Annotated in this window: 18 protein-coding genes; 9 read left to right on the top strand and 9 right to left on the bottom strand. The window is 65.0% G+C overall.

Annotated features, from left to right (window positions below; translation table 11 throughout):
- The 3 genes from mtgA to WA702_RS12820 form a co-directional block, all read left to right on the top strand.
- Positions 1–561, top strand: a 561-nt coding sequence (gene mtgA / locus WA702_RS12830; protein ID WP_425110900.1) for a monofunctional biosynthetic peptidoglycan transglycosylase, incomplete at its 5' end; no start/stop codon positions are given.
- 170 nt (positions 562–731) lie between these two features.
- Positions 732–917: a 50S ribosomal protein L32 gene (rpmF, locus tag WA702_RS12825; RefSeq protein WP_407157074.1), complete on the top strand. Its 186-nt coding sequence runs from the start codon at positions 732–734 to the stop codon at positions 915–917.
- 205 nt (positions 918–1,122) lie between these two features.
- Positions 1,123–1,776, top strand: a complete 654-nt coding sequence (locus tag WA702_RS12820; protein WP_425110899.1) for a hypothetical protein — start codon at positions 1,123–1,125, stop codon at positions 1,774–1,776.
- A gap of 27 nt (positions 1,777–1,803) precedes the next feature.
- Here the strand turns inward: WA702_RS12820 and WA702_RS12815 are convergent, their stop codons facing one another.
- Positions 1,804–1,971, bottom strand: coding sequence for a hypothetical protein (locus WA702_RS12815; RefSeq protein ID WP_425110898.1), 168 nt, complete (start codon positions 1,969–1,971; stop codon positions 1,804–1,806).
- A gap of 433 nt (positions 1,972–2,404) precedes the next feature.
- Here WA702_RS12815 and WA702_RS12810 point away from each other — a divergent pair, with 433 nt between their 5' ends.
- Positions 2,405–4,099 carry an EAL domain-containing protein gene (locus tag WA702_RS12810; protein ID WP_425110897.1) on the top strand — a complete coding sequence of 565 codons (1,695 nt, stop codon included), beginning with the start codon at positions 2,405–2,407 and terminating at the stop codon, positions 4,097–4,099.
- A gap of 248 nt (positions 4,100–4,347) precedes the next feature.
- Here WA702_RS12810 and phaR read toward each other — a convergent pair whose 3' ends face one another.
- The gene (gene phaR, locus WA702_RS12805) at positions 4,348–4,944 is read right to left on the bottom strand and encodes a polyhydroxyalkanoate synthesis repressor PhaR (protein WP_425110896.1); all 597 of its coding nucleotides are present in this window, start codon (positions 4,942–4,944) and stop codon (positions 4,348–4,350) included.
- A 365-nt stretch (positions 4,945–5,309) separates the two neighbouring features.
- Between phaR and WA702_RS12800 the strand changes: the two genes are divergently transcribed.
- From WA702_RS12800 to WA702_RS12785, 4 genes are all read left to right on the top strand, one after another.
- Entirely contained in the window at positions 5,310–6,488 is a 1,179-nt protein-coding gene (locus WA702_RS12800) for an acetyl-CoA C-acetyltransferase (protein ID WP_425110895.1), read from the top strand.
- Positions 6,489–6,754: 266 nt separating this feature from the next.
- Positions 6,755–7,480, top strand: coding sequence for an acetoacetyl-CoA reductase (gene phbB, locus WA702_RS12795; protein WP_425110894.1), 726 nt, complete (start codon positions 6,755–6,757; stop codon positions 7,478–7,480).
- Between the two features lie 150 nt (positions 7,481–7,630).
- Positions 7,631–8,500, top strand: a complete 870-nt coding sequence (locus WA702_RS12790; protein WP_425110893.1) for a DMT family transporter — start codon at positions 7,631–7,633, stop codon at positions 8,498–8,500.
- 181 nt (positions 8,501–8,681) lie between these two features.
- Positions 8,682–10,679, top strand: a complete 1,998-nt coding sequence (locus WA702_RS12785; protein WP_425110892.1) for a putative bifunctional diguanylate cyclase/phosphodiesterase — start codon at positions 8,682–8,684, stop codon at positions 10,677–10,679.
- A 45-nt stretch (positions 10,680–10,724) separates the two neighbouring features.
- Here WA702_RS12785 and WA702_RS12780 read toward each other — a convergent pair whose 3' ends face one another.
- Together WA702_RS12780 and gloB are read right to left on the bottom strand one after the other, a co-directional pair.
- The gene (locus WA702_RS12780) at positions 10,725–11,153 is read right to left on the bottom strand and encodes a cupin domain-containing protein (RefSeq protein WP_425110891.1); all 429 of its coding nucleotides are present in this window, start codon (positions 11,151–11,153) and stop codon (positions 10,725–10,727) included.
- A 10-nt stretch (positions 11,154–11,163) separates the two neighbouring features.
- Entirely contained in the window at positions 11,164–11,931 is a 768-nt protein-coding gene (gene gloB / locus WA702_RS12775) for a hydroxyacylglutathione hydrolase (protein WP_425110890.1), read from the bottom strand.
- A gap of 226 nt (positions 11,932–12,157) precedes the next feature.
- Between gloB and WA702_RS12770 the strand changes: the two genes are divergently transcribed.
- Entirely contained in the window at positions 12,158–12,889 is a 732-nt protein-coding gene (locus WA702_RS12770) for a class I SAM-dependent methyltransferase (RefSeq protein ID WP_425110889.1), read from the top strand.
- A gap of 97 nt (positions 12,890–12,986) precedes the next feature.
- On the opposite strand, the gene WA702_RS12765 is transcribed toward WA702_RS12770, so the two are convergent.
- The 5 genes from WA702_RS12765 to WA702_RS12745 form a co-directional block, all read right to left on the bottom strand.
- A complete protein-coding gene (locus WA702_RS12765; protein ID WP_425110888.1) occupies positions 12,987–13,316 on the bottom strand; it encodes a DMT family transporter in 330 nt (109 codons plus the stop codon).
- A 243-nt stretch (positions 13,317–13,559) separates the two neighbouring features.
- Positions 13,560–14,408, bottom strand: coding sequence for a DUF4167 domain-containing protein (locus WA702_RS12760; protein ID WP_425110887.1), 849 nt, complete (start codon positions 14,406–14,408; stop codon positions 13,560–13,562).
- Between the two features lie 491 nt (positions 14,409–14,899).
- The gene (gene prmC / locus WA702_RS12755) at positions 14,900–15,787 is read right to left on the bottom strand and encodes a peptide chain release factor N(5)-glutamine methyltransferase (protein ID WP_425110886.1); all 888 of its coding nucleotides are present in this window, start codon (positions 15,785–15,787) and stop codon (positions 14,900–14,902) included.
- A gap of 223 nt (positions 15,788–16,010) precedes the next feature.
- Complete coding sequence (gene prfA / locus WA702_RS12750; protein ID WP_425110885.1) at positions 16,011–17,096, bottom strand: peptide chain release factor 1; 1,086 nt, start codon at positions 17,094–17,096, stop codon at positions 16,011–16,013.
- Positions 17,097–17,152: 56 nt separating this feature from the next.
- The coding region (locus WA702_RS12745; RefSeq protein WP_425110884.1) for a putative PEP-binding protein at positions 17,153–17,962 on the bottom strand (810 nt) is incomplete at its 5' end.

Raw genomic sequence — 17,962 nt, 5'->3', positions numbered from 1 at the left:
CGCTCGGTGACGGGCAGGCCGGTCGAGCGGCGCTGGATCGAACTGTCGGCGATGTCGCCTTACCTGCCGCGCTCGGTGGTCTCGGCGGAGGATGCCAAATTCTGCAGCCATCATGGCATCGATTGGGACGCACTGCGCGAGGTGGTGGACGATGCCGAGGACGGCGAGGTGACGCGGGGCGGCTCGACCATCACCCAGCAGGTGGCGAAGAACCTGTTCCTGTGGCCGGGACGCAGCGTGGTGCGCAAGGCGTTGGAGCTGCCGCTGGCGCTGTGGATCGACGCCGTGCTGCCGAAGCGGCGGATCCTGGAACTCTATCTCAACATCGCCGAGCTCGGGCCTTCGGGCCAATTCGGGGCCGAGGCGGGCGCCAATTACGCCTTCGGCAAGTCGGCGGCATCGCTGTCGTCGCGGGAGGCGGCCCTGATGGCCGCGATCCTGCCCAATCCGGTCAAGCGCAGTGCCCGCGCGCCGGGGCCCGGGGTGCGGCGGCTGTCAGCGACCTATATGGCGCGGGCGGTGTCGCCGGCGTTGCAGACCTGCTGGGGCGGTGGCCGATAGCCGGTCGGCAGCGCGAATTTTGGCCCCAATTGCCGCAATCGGGCCTAGCATTGCCGGTCTTCATCCCCTATAAGCGCGGCCTTGATCGGCATCCGGGCTTGCGGGCTTCCACTGGCTCCGGCCGTCCCTTTGCGGACGATGCCTTGCAAATCACCCTAGAGGATACCGATATGGCCGTCCCCAGAAGAAAAACCTCGCCGTCGCGCCGCGGCATGCGTCGCTCGGCCGACGCGATCGCGAAGCCGACCTATGTCGAGGACAAGGACTCCGGCGAACTGCGCCGTCCGCACCATCTCGACCTGAAGACCGGTATGTACAAGGGCCGGCAGGTTCTGAAGGCCAAGAAGGACGTCTGACGTCCTGCACCGCGCCGTGAGGCGCGGGCCGGCTGCGGTTTTGCCCGAATTCAGCCATTGATGAGGTTGAGACCGGTCCCGCGCGAAAAGGTTCGCCGGGACCGTTGTGCGTGGACTGAGCGCTGCGCCCGTTTGCCTGCGCGGCGCGCCGGTCTGGTTGAAACTGCGCCGGGCGTCTGCTCGCGTGCCACTCAGGGCCTCGCCGATGTCCATGGTCGGTTTCCCGCTGCTGCTGATCCCGCTCGCGATCTACAACATCATCGTGTTCTTGATGCCGGGGGTCGGCTTCACCGAGCCGCTGGTGCGCCTCCCGCTGGTGTCGGGCGAGGTCTGGGCGGTGTCGCTCGGCGACATGCTGGTGACGCTCAGCGTGCTGTTGCTGCTGCTTGAGGTCATCAAGGCGGCGCGCGGCAAATATCTCACCGACCATTTGCTGTCGCTCTTGGTGTTCGGCGGCGCGGCGGCCGAATTCGTGATGTGGCCGAAATTCGCCAACTCGATCTTCTTCCTGCTGGCGCTGCTGGCAATGGTCGAATTCATTTCCGGCATTGCGCTGCGCGCCAAGCGCAGCGCACGGGCGCGTGCGGTCGCAGCGGCCCCTGTCGTCGTGGCGCCCGAGCCTGCGCCTGTGGTTCCGGCGCCCGTGGTTCCAGCGCATGTTGAAGCCGAGCCTGCGCCTGATGTGATGCAGGTGCCGCCGGCGACATCGGTTGCGGAATCGGTCCTGTCAGATCATCCCGCTCCCCACCCTGCGCCCGTCGCGGCGGAGCCGCCGCGAGAGGTCGAGGCGCCTGGACTGCAGGCCACGACGGTCACGCCGCCGGAGCCACCGAGCGAGAACGACGCGCCGAAACGCTGATTAGGCCCGCGGCATCGCTTTATTCTGTCAGATGGTCTGTCGGGTCTGCCGGCCAATGCGCCGCGCCGGCGCGAGATGCGCCGCGTAGGCCGAGAGCGCCTCTTGCGGTGCCGCGCGACGCAGGTGACGGGTCTGCGGCAGCTGCTGAGCGGTCGCGATCAGATGGGCCACGAAGCTCGGATCCGGCCGCGACATTCGGCTCGCCGGGGCGCGGTACGAGGAGGCGGTCGTCGGCACGAGAGCCGTGCTGGCGGGCCGGGTGTCCGCATCGTCGCCTGCCATCGCGGTTCGATCAATCGTTAACATTGAGCGACCCATATCCGGCTGACCTGTCGCATTCCGGGACGCCGGATCCTTTCCTGCCGAACACCTCGCAAGACTGATGCCGGCGGCGGTTAAGTCGTTCCCACGGCCCCAGTAAACTGACCGTGCGCGGCCGACAGAGCCGCTTAAATTTTCCTTCGCCAAGCTGACGTCGGCTTGTTGCAAGGACATGCTGTCCGTTAACGCAAATATGCGTAACCTGATTCGTAAAGGCCGGCGCCGCTGCCAGCTCGCGGATGGAAACGGCCACGTCCACATCTCGGTGCCGAGGCGAAGCCCGGTCCTGTCCCGAAACGAGGCGATCTTGATATCCGACGTGCCACAGACCTCGCTGATCCTGGCCTCGCTCGGCCAAGCCGCCTTCGTGTGGGATATTGCGACCGACGCCATCGTCTGGAGCGACCACGCTGCCGCCGTGTTCGCCGACATTCCGCCGGAGCAACTGTCTGGTGGTGCGGGATTCGCCAAGCTGATCGAGCCGGAGCAATCGATCCGCGCCAATGTCCTGCTGCAGTCTGCCCCCGTTCACGGCGAGGATGGCACGCCCTATCGCATCGAATACGGCGTCCGGGTCAGCTCGGCTGCGCCGCTGATCCAGATCGAGGAGACCGGACGCTGGTTCGCCGGTCCCGGCGGCCGGCCGTCGCGGGTGCAGGGCATCGTCCGCATCAACAATGAGCGCCATGCGCGCGACGAGCAGCTGTTGAAGCTGGCGCAGCACGATCCGCTGACCGGCGAGCACAACCGCACGCATCTGATCGCGACCCTGGCGGAGACGATCGAGGAGGCACAGCGTTTCCGCACCTCCTGCGCGTTCATGCTGATCTGCATCGACCATCTGGCCCGCATCAACGAAGCCTTCGGCTTCGACATCGCCGACGGTGTGATCCTGGAAGTCGCCCAGCGGATCCGGGCCCGCCTGCGCGGCGGCGACGTGCTCGGCCGTTTCTCCGGCAACAAGTTCGGCCTGATCCTGAAGAACTGCTCAGTCGACGACATGACCATCGCGGCCGAGCGCTTTCTCGCCGGGATTCGCGACGAGGTGGTGCCGACCAGCTCGGGCCCGGTCGCGGTCACCGCCTCGATTGGCGCGGTCAGCGTGCCGCGCCATGCGCGCTCGGCCGACGAGGCCATCAACCGCGCCCATGAGACCCTCGACGCCGCCAAGCGTCGTCGCGCCGGCTCGTTTGCGACCTGGCGTCCGAATGTCGAGCGCGACGCGCAGCGCCGGGTCAATATCCGCGTCACCGACGAAATCGTCACCGCGCTCAACGAGCGGCGCATCGTCACGGCGTTCGAGCCTGTGGTCCGGATCGCAACCCGCGATGCGGCCTTCTACGAATGCCTGGTGCGGATGGAGCAGGATGACGGACGGGTGCTGCTGGCGCCTGACATCGTGCCGGTCGCCGAGCGGCTCGGCCTGATTCGCCTGGTCGATCATCGGGTGCTCGAGCTCGTGGTCGCCGAGCTCGCCAGCGCGCCCGAGGCGCGGCTCAGCCTCAACATCTCACCCGATACCACCATGGATCCGGTGTGGTGGGCCTCGATCGAATCGATGATGCGCGCGCATCCCGGCGTTGCCGAACGGCTGATCATCGAGATCACCGAAACGGTCGAGATCCAGGATATCGACGACCTCCGCGGCTTCGTGACGCGGCTGAAGGATTTCGGCAGCCGGATCGCGATCGACGATTTCGGCGCCGGCTACACCTCGTTCCGCAACCTGCGCAAGCTTGGCGTCGACATCGTCAAGATCGACGGCGCGTTCGTGCAGAACCTGGCGCGCTCGACGGATGACCGCGCCTTCGTGCAATCGCTGCTCGAGCTGGCGCAGCGCCTGAAGATCGAGACGGTGGCGGAATGGGTGCAGGACGAGGAGTCCGCCGCGCTGCTGCAGACCTGGGGCTGCGACTACATCCAGGGCCGGCTGATCGGACTCGCCTCAAGCGAGCGGCCGTGGCGGCCGGCCGGCGACCAGGCTCGGCCCGCAGTCGGGTAGGGGCTCCGAGATCAATTTGACCATTGTTTGCTACTGAGGCGCGGCCACAGACCCCGCTGTCGTCCCGGACAAGCGAGCGGATGCGAGCGCCGATCCGGGAATCCACAACCACAGGATTTGATGATAGTGCGCGGTACTAACCGCGTGCCCGTTCGGTGATCACGCGGTATGGGTCCCCGCGTGCGCGGGGACGACAACCATATAAGCGCGAGAGCGCGCGTCAGCCGCTCCCGCCGGGCAGCGAATAACTAGCCGCCTTCTTCCTTCTTCGGCTCGGTCGACATGCGGTCGAGCCGGTCCTGCATCTCGCGCATCTGGCGGCGCAAATCGTCGATGTTGTCGTGGCCACCCGTTGCTGGCTCGGGCGCCTTCTCCTCGGCACCGGTGCGCCCCGGCGAAAACGGCTTGAACATCGAGAAGGTCTGCTGGAACAGCTCCATGTTGCGGCGGACGTGTTCTTCCAACGGAGCAAAGGGAGTGCCACTGAACGTGTCGACCATCTGCTTGCGAAATTTCTCCTGCTCGCGCGTCAGCGTATCGATCGACTGCTCGAGATATTTCGGCACCACCATCTGCATGCTGTCGCCATAGAAGCGGATCAGCTGGCGCAGGAAGGTGGTCGGCAGCAGGTTCTGGCCGGCCTTGTTCTCCTGCTCGAAGATGATCTGCGCCAGCACCGAACGGGTAATGTCGTCGCCAGTCTTGGCGTCATAGACCAGGAAATCCTCGCCGTTCTTCACCATCGCTGCGAGGTCTTCCAGGGTCACATATGTGCTTGTCCCGGTATTATAGAGCCGCCGGTTCGCGTATTTCTTGATTGTGGTCGGTTGGTCGGATTTCGCCATAAGGGGGCTCACACAAGGACCGAGGACGGGGAACCCGGCGGCTTTCGCCGCAGGGCGAACGAGCTACGCAATGCAATAAAGTAATCACTTTCGAGCGAGTTCGGCTACGGTTTTGTGCGCAAAGGTTAATTCGAGGGCAGAACTTATTGCGCAGCAAATTGCCAGACGCGCGCGAATTGAATGCGCTGCAGCGAGATTTACGGCTCCGGCCAATTGACATGCCTCAACGACGTTAACAGGATGGGGCTTGAAGATTGATCATTCCCCCTCCCCGGCCTGTCTCGGGACTGCAGGCCGCCGGACGCTCATTCTCCAGCCTCAAGTCGAAAACTTTCAGTCCAAGAAACCAGCTCCAGGAGATGCCCATGTCAGACGATGTCGTCATCGTCAGCGCCGCCCGCACCCCGGTCGGCAGCTTCAACGGTGCCTTTGCCACCTTGCCCGCCCATGATCTCGGCGCCATTGCCATCAAGGCGGCGCTGGAGCGGGCCGGCGTCGAGCCCGGCCGCGTCTCCGAAGTCATCATGGGCCAGATCCTGACCGCGGCGCAGGGCCAGAACCCGGCGCGTCAGGCTGCGATCGCGGCCGGCATTCCGGTCGAGAGCCCAGCCTGGGGCGTCAACCAGCTCTGCGGCTCCGGCCTGCGCACGGTGGCGCTCGGCTATCAGGCGCTGCTCAATGGCGACTCCGACATCGTGGTCGCCGGCGGCCAGGAATCCATGAGCATGGCGCCGCACGCGCAATATCTGCGCGGCGGGGTCAAGATGGGCCCGCTCGAGTTCGTCGACACCATGATCAAGGACGGGCTCTGGGATGCCTTCAACGGCTATCACATGGGCAACACCGCCGAGAACGTCGCCAAGCAATACCAGATCACCCGCGCGCAGCAGGACGAGTTCGCGGTCGGCTCGCAGAACAAGGCCGAGGCAGCGCAGAAGGCAGGCCGGTTCAAGGATGAGATCGTCCCGGTCACGATCAAGGGTCGTAAGGGCGACACCGTCGTCGATGCGGACGAATATCCGCGTCACGGCGCCACGATCGACGCGATGGGCAAGCTGCGCCCGGCCTTCGAGAAGGACGGCTCGGTGACCGCCGGCAATGCCTCGGGCATCAATGACGGCGCCGCCGCCGTGGTGCTGATGACCGCCAAGCAGGCCGCCAAGGAAGGCAAGACGCCGCTGGCGCGCATCGTGTCCTGGGGCCAGGCCGGCGTCGATCCGAAGATCATGGGCACCGGCCCGATCCCGGCGTCGCGCACGGCGCTGAAGAAGGCCGGCTGGAATATCGCCGATCTCGACCTGATCGAAGCCAACGAAGCGTTTGCCGCACAGGCTTGCGCAGTCAACAAGGACCTCGGCTGGGATCCGGCCAAGGTCAACGTCAATGGCGGCGCGATCGCGATCGGTCATCCGATCGGCGCATCGGGGGCGCGCGTACTCGTGACCTTGCTGCATGAGATGCAGAAGCGCGATGCGAAGAAGGGCCTCGCCACGCTGTGCATCGGCGGCGGCATGGGCATCGCGATGTGCGTCGCACGCGACTAGAAATGCGGCAGCGGTTGCGAAGCAAATATCCTTCGCAACCGCACCATAGTCGACTAAAGAAACGCCCGGCTAAATTGCCGGGCGTTTTGTTCTTGATGTTCGTCAAACCGGTCGCATAATTCGAAACTAAAAGGAGTGTGCTGCGTAAGTCCGATCCGGAAACGTGAATACCGTCTTCGGCGGCGATCGTTCAAACAACAACCCCCTCGAAGCGCGCTGATGACATCAGGTTGCGCGGGCAGGGAAGGTTAAGGGAAGGATTCGACATGGCACGGGTTGCGTTGGTGACGGGCGGAACGCGAGGCATCGGAGCGTCGATCTGCAAGGCGCTGAAGGCCGCCGGATACAAGGTCGCGGCCAATTACGGCGGCAACGATACCGCTGCGGAGAAGTTCAAGAGCGAGACCGGCATTCCCGTCCACAAATGGGACGTCAGCTCGTTCGAAGCCTGTGCCGAAGGGGTCAAGAAGGTCGAGGAAGAGCTCGGTCCGATTGAGATCCTCGTCAACAATGCCGGCATCACCCGCGACACCGCGTTTCACAAGATGTCGCTGGAGCAGTGGAATGCCGTCATCAACACCAATCTCGGCTCGCTGTTCAACATGACGCGCCAGGTGATTGAGGGCATGCGCGGCCGCAAGTTCGGCCGCGTCATCAACATCTCCTCGATCAATGGCCAGAAGGGGCAGTTCGGCCAAGTTAACTATTCCGCGGCCAAGGCCGGCGACATCGGCTTCACCAAGGCGCTGGCGCTGGAGACGGCCAAGGCCGGCATCACCGTGAACGCGATCTGCCCGGGCTACATCAACACCGAGATGGTGCAGGCGGTGCCGAAGGACGTGCTGGAGAAGAATATCCTGCCGCTGATTCCGGTCGGCCGTCTCGGCGAACCCGAGGAGATCGCGCGCGCGGTCGTCTTCCTCGCCGCCGATGATGCTGGCGCCATCACCGGCTCGACGCTGACGGTCAATGGCGGACAGTACATGGTGTGACGCCGAAGAGCGTTGCCTCGCGACGTTGGATGCTGCAAATGATTAGTCATGCCCGCGCTTGTCGCGGGCATCCACGTCTTTCCAACCTCTGAACTGCTCATGGGCGTGGATGGCCGGGACAAGCCCGGCCATGACGGAGACAGTGTGCCCATGTCCTCACGCACCGCGACCCTGATCGGCCTGACTGCGATCCTGATGTGGTCGCTGCTGTCGGTGATGACGGTGGCCACCGGCACCATCCCGGCATTCCAGCTTGCGGCCATGACCTTTGCGATCGGGGGCGGAGTGGGTTGTCTGACCTGGATCGGTCGGCCCGGCGCACTGAAGGCACTGCGGCAGCCGGTGGTCGCCTGGGTCGTCGGCGTCGGCGGCCTGTTTGGTTACCACGCGCTGTATTTCCTGGCGCTGCGGTTCGCGCCACCCGCAGAGGCCGGCCTGCTGAATTATCTCTGGCCGCTGCTGATCGTGCTGTTCTCCGCATTTCTCCCCGGCGAGCGGCTGGCACCGCATCATGTCATCGGCGCGGCGCTCGGACTGGCCGGCACCGTGCTGTTGTTCGTCGGCAATGGCGCGAGCTTCGCTGCCGGCCAGGTGCCGGGCCTGCTCGCGGCCTTCATCGCCGCCTTTGTCTGGGCGACATATTCGGTGCTGTCGCGCCGGCTTAAGGGCGTACCGACCGATGCCGTGGCGGGCTTCTGTCTCGCCACCGCCGTGCTTGCCGCGCTGATGCACTTCACCGTGGAAACTACGGTGTGGCCGCAGAATTCTCTGCAATGGCTGGCCGTCATCGGGCTCGGCATCGGGCCCGTGGGAGCCGCGTTCTACACCTGGGACATCGGCATCAAACGTGGTGACATCCGCGTGCTCGGCGCGGCGTCCTACGCGACGCCACTGCTTTCGACCGCATTCCTGATCCTCGCCGGCTTTGCCAAGGCCAGCACCGATATCGCGCTCGCCGCCGTGCTGATCGCCGGCGGCGGCCTCGTCGCAGCGAAAGACATGTTCAGGCTGCGCCGGTAGGTTCGCATTGGCTGGTTTTCGGTACCAGCGTTCGTATCATTTGATCTCATATTTTTTGATGGAAGTTCGAGCCGCTGCATCGTCGCTACAACCGCTGCGTAGCTCGTTTTGTCCGCTGCACCTAACCTCGCGTTTACCTGCGATGCGCAAGTTGGCGTCTCGATGTTGAGCGAGGTAGCACATGCGGGACCTGAAACGTGACTTGGTGCTTGCGCGCGACCTGTTTCGTGTCCCGGCGGACAATCCCGAGCTCACGCGCGCCCAGTTCCAGGCATTCTCCAAGCAGGTGCCGCTGCTCTATTTCATCCTGATCACCAATAGCGCCGCCATAGCTTATACGTTTTGGCCGATGGCGCCGGCATGGCTGACGATGGTCATTCCCCTGGTGTTGATCTCTCTGACCGGGTTCCGGATGATCTGGTGGTTGCGCCAGCGCGACAGCGTCCATGTCGACGCCGACATCCTGCGCAATCTGCGCCTCACCAACCGGATTGCCGGCCCGATCGGTGCGTTGTTCGTGGCCTGGTCGCTGGCGCTGTTTCCCTATGGCGATCCCTATGCGAAGGGCCAGATTGCCTTCTACATGGCGGTCACCGTCATCGGCATCATCTTCTGCCTGATGCACCTGCGCTCCGCGGCATTGATGGTGACGCTGGTCGTCATCGTTCCCTTCGTCGCCTTCTTCATCACGACCGGCGAGACGACGCTGCAGGCGATCGCCGTCAACCAGTTGCTGGTCACCGGTGCGATGGTGACGGTGCTTTTCATCTATTATCGCGACTTTGCCGCGCTGGTCGCCAGCCGCAAGTCGCTGGTCGCGGAACAGGCTGCGACGCAGGCTCTCTCGGATGAGAACTTCCGCCTCGCCAATCTCGACTCCTTGACCGAGCTTCCCAATCGCCGGCGCTTCTTCTCCGAGCTTGCGAGCTTCTTCGCGGAGGCCGAGCAGGACGGCACGCGGCTCGCGGTCGGCATCATCGATCTCGACGGCTTCAAGCCGATCAACGACACCTATGGACACACGGTCGGCGATCGCGTCCTGATCGAGGCGGCGCGCCGGCTGTCCGAGGTCTGTGCTACCTGGGGCTTGGCGGTTCATCTCGCCCGCCTCGGCGGTGATGAATTCGGTCTGGTGGTCGGCGGCGATCCCACCGACGACGATCTGCTTGCGCTGGGACGTCAGATCACCGAGCGCATCAAGCTGCCTTATCAGCTCGACACCGCACATACCGGACTTGGCTGCTCGATGGGCTTCGCGCTCTATCCGCGCTCGGCGGCAGCGGCCGATCCGCTCTATGAATGCGCCGACTATGCGCTCTATCACGCCAAGCGCCACGCGCGCGGCGCCGCCGTGATCTTCTCGACCGAACACGACTCTGAAATTCGCAGTCGCGGCATGATCGAGCACCTGTTGCGCACCGCCGATTTCGTGCAGGAGATGCAGCTGGCGTTCCAGCCGATCATCGATGCGAGGGACGAGCGGGCGACCGGATTCGAGGTGCTGGCGCGCTGGCAAAGCCCAAGGCTCGGGCTGGTGTCACCGGGGGACTTCATCCCCGCAGCCGAGCGCACCGGCGTCATTCGCAGCCTGACCCGGGTCCTGCTGGTCAAGGCGCTCGCTGCTGCCGCGACCTGGCCGGAGCACATCCGCCTCTCGTTCAACCTTTCGGCTCACGACATCTGCTCGCCGGAGGGCGTTTTGCACCTGATCTCGGCGATCGAGGCGAGCGGCGTCGCATCGCACCGAATCGAGTTCGAGATCACCGAGACGGCGGTCACCTATGATTTCGCCCGTGCCGAACGCTCGATCGCGACGCTCAAGACCATGGGCTGCAGCATCTCGCTGGACGATTTCGGCACCGGCTATTCGTCGCTCAGCCACGTCCACCGGCTGCCGCTCGACAAGCTGAAGGTCGACCGCAGCTTCGTCGCCAGCATCGACACCAATCCGGTCAGCCACAAGATCGTCAAGTCGCTGACCGGGCTGTGCGCCGACATGGAGATTGCCTGCATCGTCGAAGGCGTCGAGACCGCGGCGCAGCTCGACAGCCTGCGCCGCTTGGGATGTGACTTCGTGCAAGGTTATTACTTCGCCAAACCGATGCCGGCCGATGCGGTGCTTGGTTTTCTGAGCCAAGGAAGCAAGCGCTTGCAGGAGCAGCGTACGGCAGCCGGTTGACGCCGCAGCCACCGCGACATGCGGCGCGGTTGGCTTCTGCCAGGGCTAGCCGCCCGGCGCCCAGCCTGGAGGGGCCAGTTCGAATTTCGCGAACTCGAAGCCCGGCGCGACGGTGCAGCCGACCAAGGTCCAGTCGCCGGTGCTCTCGGCCGATTGCCAGGCATGCGCCGGGACGATCGCTTGCGGCCGTTCGCCGGCTGCGAGATCGATGCCGAGCGCAACCGTCTGCGCCAACAGACCATCCCCGGCGATCCGCAACGAGAGCGCGCTGCCGGCGTAATAGTGCCAGATCTCGGTGGCATCGACCCGGTGCCAATGCGAGCGCTCGCCGCGCGCCAGCAGGAAGTAGATCAAAGTCGAGGCGGCGCGGCTGCTCGCATCAGTGTGGGGGTCGCGAAACGTCTCGCGAAAATACCCGCCCTCGGGATGCGGCTTCAGGTCAAGGCGCGCGATGATCTCGGCGGCGGACAGCACCTGCGTCGCCTCAGGACTTGTTCTTGCGTTCGCGCAGCTCGGCGAACACCTGCTCGGGACCGGCGCCCTTCATGCGCAGCTTGGCGGCGACCGCCGGATCGTCCGCACGCAGGAACACATTGGCCTTCTTCTCGTCGCCGAGCAGCGTGGGAATCGTAGCCTGGTTGGCCGCACGCAGGCGCGTCACCTCCTCGGCGCGGACCTTCAGCGCCTCGTTGTCGGGCTCGACTGACAGCGCGAACTTGACGTTCGACGCCGTGTATTCGTGGCCGCAATAGAGGCGGAAATCGTCGGGCAAAGCGCGCAGCTTCAGCAGCGAGTCCCACATCACCGGATAGGTGCCCTCGAACACCCGGCCGCAGCCGATCGAGAACAGCGTGTCGGCGGCGAACAACGCCTTCTCGCTGTCGAACACATAGGAGATGTGGTCAAGCGTGTGGCCGGGCGTCTCCAGCACGCGCGCCAGCAAATTGCCGACCTTGACGATGTCGCCATGGGCGACGCGCTGGTCGACATCGGCAATCTTCGCCGCGCGGTCATGCGGCGCGACGACGCGGCAGCCATATTTCTGCTTCAGCTCGGCGACGCCGCCGACATGATCGTGATGATGGTGGGTGATCAGGATCTCGGTGAGCTGCCAGCCCTCGGTTTCGAGCTGGCGGATGATCGGCGCCGCCTCCGGCGCATCGACCGAGGCGGTGGCATCGGTCTCGGGATCGTGGATCAGATAGCCGAAATTGTCGGACAGGCAGGAAAAGACGCGGATTTCGGCGGCCATGATGTCTCCATCGGCGGGTACGAACGTCACGTCGGTGACGCGAGCGGACCTAAGGCCTTGCGGGGCATTGGCGGTCCCAGGAAGCGGCTGACGGGGCCAGAGATATGGCGTTCACGCCACAGGCGCAACGCCATATTGAGGGCGCGGCTGCCTCGCGGGCCATCGTCGTATCGAAGGCCACGCGCTCGTTTTTTACGATCATGCTTCCGCATGGTAGGCTGGCGCCATGGACGTCATCGATCTCCGCGACTTCTACTCGCAGCGCCTCGGCATCGTGGCGCGTCTCCTGATCAACCGCGGCATCCGGGCGCGTTGGCCGAGCGCGAGCGGCCAGCGCGTGCTCGGCATCGGCTATCCCACGCCCTATCTCGGCCTGTTTCGCGAGGATTCCGAGCGCTGCATCGCCTTCATGCCGGCCGCGCAAGGCGTATTGAAATGGCCGACGGCGCGGCCGACCCTGGCCTCGCTGGTCGACGAATTCTCGCTGCCCTTGCCCGATGCGGTGGCCGACCGCATCCTGTTGGTGCATGCGCTGGAGATGTCGGACGACCCGGCAGGCCTGCTGCGCGAGGTGTGGCGGGTGATGGCGCCGTCCGGGCGCATGATCATCGTGATCCCGAATCGGCGCGGCGTATGGACGCGTACCGACACCACGCCGTTTGGCCACGGCCGGCCCTATTCGCGCTCCCAGATCACGCAGCTGTTGCGGCAGACCTGGTTCACGCCGACGGCCTGGGGCGAGGCGCTGTTCATGCCGCCGTTTGCCGTCGGCTGGTTTCTGCGCTCGGCGCTGGCCTGGGAGAAGGCCGGCGCGACGCTGTCGCTGCCATTTGCCGGCGTTCACATCGTCGAGGCCACCAAACAGGTCTATCGCGTGATTCCGGCGCGCCGCGAACGCGTCAGGCTGATCCCGCGGCTCGAGCCGGTGCTGGTGCCGTCGCCGTCCCGACGGAAGTGAGGGCTGGGCTAAATGAATCGCAAAGCTGTCGCGCAGGAGCTGGTGCGCCTCCTCTCCCCGTTCTTGCGGAAGGAGGTCATGGCGAGCGCGTGGCCGTCTACTGCGCGGATGCGCCGGAGAACAGGTTCATCACGACGACGCCGGTGATGATGAAGGTCATGCCGATCATGGCCGGCGTATCCAGCCGCTCGCCACGCGACAGCCAGGCGAACAGCGAGATCAGGATGATGCCGACACCGGACCAGATCGCGTAGGCGACGCCGGTCGGGATACTCTTCAAGGCCAGTGACAGGCAGTAGAACGCGATCGCGTAGCCGGCCACAGTCAGCACGACCCAGAGCGGACGGCTGAAACCGTCCGTGTGTTTCAGGGCTGTGGTCGCGAACACCTCGGCGAGAATCGCGATGGCGAGCGGGACATAGGTCATACGCGCTGCTAGCACACAGACTGTGACTCTGTGCTGACAGCAGTGTCGCAGCACGCCGACCGCGAATCCGAGGCGCTGCTCGCGACATGGCTTGGCCGGTGCTCCCCTGGTGTTCCCTGGCGCTCAGGCGCGCATGAACCGCTGCCGAGGACAAATACCGGCGCCGGAACGCGAGCCGCCTTCCAAAAGAAAAAGGCGGGCGGGCACGGTCATGCCCACCCGCCTGATGGATGCCGGCTAGAATTATTCGCCGGGATTGAAGTCCTCGCTCGGCGCCGGAGCGGCTGCGGCCTCCGTGCGCGGGCCATTCGGGCGCCGACGGCGCCGCGGATAGCGTTCGCCACTGCCCTCGAAGGCTGCCGGCGCGTTGGTGATCTGCGGCTGCGGACCGGTGATGAAGGACGGCAGGCGGTCGACGCCAGACTCCGCGACCACCGGCTGGGGCTGCGGTTGCGGCTGAAATTGCGGCTGCGGACGCTCGCGCTGTTCACGGGGTTCGCGGGGCTCACGATGCTCGCGCGGTTCACGGGGCTCGCGTTGGTCGCGTGGCTCACGCTGCTCGCGAGGTTCACGCTGCTCGCGATGCTCACGCGGCTGCTGCTGATCGCGCTGATAGGGCTGGCCGTCGCGATCGCGCGGGCTATTATCGCGATCACGGCCGTCGCGCATGTAGGGCTGCGGCGGCTGCTGTTGCACCGGAACGAAGCCCGGCTCCTGGCCGAAATTCGAGAAGCTCTCGCCGTCATCCTCGAGATCATCCGGCGACGGCACGTCGTCGATGTTGCGCGGCTGTGGCTGGTTCTGGCGGAACTGCTCCTGAGCGGCGGCGATCAAGCGGAAATAATGCTCGGCATGCTGGTAGTAGTTCTCGGCCGCGACCGGATCACCCGAGGAGCGGGCATCGCGCGCAAGCTGAACGTATTTCTCGGCGACGTGGGAAGCCGTACCGCGGATCTTGATGTCCGGCCCGTTCGACTCGAACACCCTGGTCAGCGGATTCTGGCCGCGCCGGTTGTTATTACCGCCACCACCACCACCACCACCGCCGCTATTGCGGTTGCGCATCCGCTTGTTGTTTTGACCGTTTCTCATGTCCTGCCTTTATTCCAACCCTACGTTAGGAATCTTGTACTGCCGCCGTGGATGTCGCTGTGATGCCAATGCAGATCGGCCGGGCTGCACGCGCCACGGCGCGGTCCCCTTTTGCAATCCGACCCATGTCGATTTGATCGACAGTCGAGTATCTCGACAAAAGCGCGTTCAACACGCGTTCCCCACCCACCAGCTCAAATGCCGGCGAACCATGTCATGCTGCCCGTCAGGATTGATCCTGCCGAGGCAGACCCAGTTTGTTCACGTCAGACGTCAAGCGCAAATCAGGCTTTCGTTCGCTCTGCAGTCGCGAGCTGCGCAGCCCTGTCGGCCATCGCGCTCAACTGACCTGCGTTTCGGAACCTTTCGCCCGGCGTGGCTCTTCAAACTCGTGATCCGTAGCAGTCTACGGGGCCTGCGCCGATGCTGTCACGGGAAACGTAGTCGCTCCGGGGGATAATTCCAAGAGGTTTTTACGTCTAACTTTGGCTTTATATGGGCTTTTTGCGACCCAAAACCACCCGGGAAATCCCGGCCAGGTCCGCCCGGATAGCGGTCAAATCTGCTGACAATCCCGCCTTTGTCATCAAGGCTTCAACATCGCCTGCCTGCCCCTGGCCGACCTCGACGACGACGGCGCCGTCCGGACGCAGCAGGCTGATGGCTTGCGGGATCAGCGCGCGATAGGCGTCGAGCCCGTCACCACCGCCATCCAGCGCGCGAGCAGGATCGTGCTGCCGGACCTCGATGGCAAGCCCTGCGATGTCGCCTCGCGGGATATAGGGCGGGTTCGAGATGATGAGGTCGAATGGCCGTGACAGCGCTACGGCATAGGAGCAGGCGACGAACGCCGCACGGCTACTGAGCCCGAGCGCGGCGGCATTACCGCGCGCGGTGCGCAACGCGCCCTCGCTGATGTCGGTGCCGATGCCGAAGGCCTGCGGCAGCTCGGACAACAGCGCGAGCAGGATGGCGCCGGAGCCGGTGCCGAGATCGGCGATGCGCAGGGGCTGCGCGATGCTGTCAGCGTCACGGAGATGCTCGAGTGCGGCTTCCACCACGGTTTCGGTGTCCGGCCGTGGCACCAGCGTCTCGGCAGAAAGCCTGAACGGCAGGCCCCAGAACTCTTTCACGCCGAGGATGCGTGCGACCGGCTCGCCCGCGAGCCGCCGCAGCGTCAGCGCGTCAAGCCGCGCCGTATCGTCTGCGGTGAGACGGCGCGCGCCTTGCGCGACCAGTCCGGTGAGATCGAGGTTCAGCGCGGCCCCCATCAGCATCCGTGCATCGAGCTCGGGCGAATCAAGCCCGGCGGACGCAAAGCGCGCTGCCAGCGCGCGGCGCGCGGCGTCGATTGTCTGACCGTGCGATGAATTGTTCATCCCGCCAACTCGGCCAGCATGAGCCCTTCAGTGCGAGCTGCACCCCAGCTGTCGTCCCGGTGTACGCCGGGACCCAGACGCCGCCGCGGAACGATTAGGGAGGTCGGAGTTGCCTTCTCCCGCAACATCAAAAGCCGGTGATTATGGATCCCGGCGTTCGCCGGGACGACACCGTTTGTGTTGCTGCGACCTCGCATCGCTTCAAGCAATGCGTTCATGGCGATCACGCCGCCGCGCCCTGGGCGGCGAGCTGTGCAGCCTGGTGCTCGGTGGTTAGCGCGTCGATCAGTTCGCCCAGCGCCTCGCCCGCGATGACTTGCGGCAGCTTGTAGAGCGTCAAATTGATGCGGTGGTCGGTAACGCGCCCTTGTGGGAAATTATAGGTGCGGATGCGCTCGCTTCTGTCGCCGGAGCCGACCTTCTCCTTGCGGTCGGCCGAGCGTGCCGCATCCACCTTCTGCTGCTCGGCGTCATAGATGCGCGAGCGCAGAATGTTCATCGCGGATGCGCGATTCTTGTGCTGCGAGCGGCTGTCCTGCATCATCACCACGATGCCGGTCGGAATGTGGGTGATGCGGATGGCCGATTCCGTCTTGTTGACGTGCTGGCCGCCGGCGCCCTGCGCGCGCATGGTCTCGATGCGCAGATCGTCGTTCTTGATGTCGACGTCGACCTCCTCGACTTCGGGCAGCACGGCGACTGTCGCCGCCGAGGTGTGGATGCGCCCCTGCGTCTCGGTGTCGGGCACGCGCTGCACCCGGTGCACGCCGGATTCGAATTTCAGCTTCGCGAAGGCACCGCGGCCCTGCACCTCGGCGATGATTTCCTTGTAGCCGCCGACGGCGCCTTCGGAAGCCGAGATCACCTCGACCTTCCAGCCCTGCAAGGCGGCGAAACGCTCATACATCCGAAACAGGTCGCCTGCGAACAAAGAGGCCTCGTCGCCGCCGGTGCCGGCGCGGACTTCCAGCACCACGTTACGGTCGTCCATCGCGTCCTTGGGCAGCAGTGCGACGCGGATCTCCTGCTCGAGCTCGCCGCGGCGCGCGACCAGCGTGTCGCGCTCGGCCTCGGCCATGCCGCGCATCTCGGCATCGGTCGCGGGATCAGCAATCAGCGCCTCGGCGTCGGCGAGCTCTTTGACTGCCGCACGATAAGCCTTCACCGCATCGATCAGCGGGTTGAGCTCGGCAAGCTCGCGGGTGATCTGGACATATTTGTCGGAATTGACCTGGCCCAGCAGCGCCGCCTCCAGCGAGGCGTGGTGCGCGAGCAGGACGTCCAGTTTGGCTTCGGGCAGTGACGACATCAAAAATCTCAAGCAGGCAGTTTCAAGGAGGCAGAGCGGACGACGAATGAGTCTCGCTACAACGCCAAGCCTTCGGCCTCGGCGAACTCGGTCAGCTTCTGCCGGATCGAGATGCTGCCGGAGGGCGCGGCGAGCAGTTCGTCCATCCGCGCCTCGGCCTTCTTGGCGTCGAGTTCCAGGATCATCGCCTTGACCGGGCCGTGGGCCGTTGCGGACAAGGACAGAGAACGGTAGCCGAGCCCGATCAGCGCCAGCGCGCCGATCGGCTTGGAGGCCATCTCGCCGCACAGCGAGACCGACTTCCTTGCGGCCTGCGACTTGCGCACGATGTCACGCAGCGCGCGCAGGATCGGCACCGACAGCGTGTCGAACCGTTCCGAGACCTTGGCATTGCCGCGGTCGACCGCGAACAGGAACTGGAACAGATCGTTGGAGCCGACCGAGATGAAGTCGACCTTGGTCAGGAGCTCATCGAGCTGATAGAGCAGCGCCGGCACCTCCAGCATGGTGCCGACATCGATCCGTTCCGGCAGGGTGTGGCCGTGCTGGCGCAGATAGGTCAGCTCGCGCTCGACGATGCCCTTGGCGGTGTCGAACTCCGAAATCTCCGAGATCATCGGGAACATGATGCGCAGCGCGCGGCCGCCGCCGGCGCGCAGCAGCGCGCGGATCTGACCGCGCAAGAGACCGGGACGATCCAGCCCGAGTCGGATCGCGCGCCAGCCGAGCGCCGGATTCTCCTCGATCACCGTCTCCATATAGGGCAGCGCCTTGTCGCCACCGATGTCGAGGGTGCGGAACGTGACCGGCTTGCTGCCCGCCGCATCCAGCACGGCGCGGTAGAGCGCGAGCTGATCGCTGGTACG

This window comes from Bradyrhizobium sp., assembly GCF_049798375.1.
Classification (GTDB): Bacteria; Pseudomonadota; Alphaproteobacteria; order Rhizobiales; family Xanthobacteraceae; genus Bradyrhizobium.
This window is presented reverse-complemented; position numbering and strand designations above follow the sequence as displayed.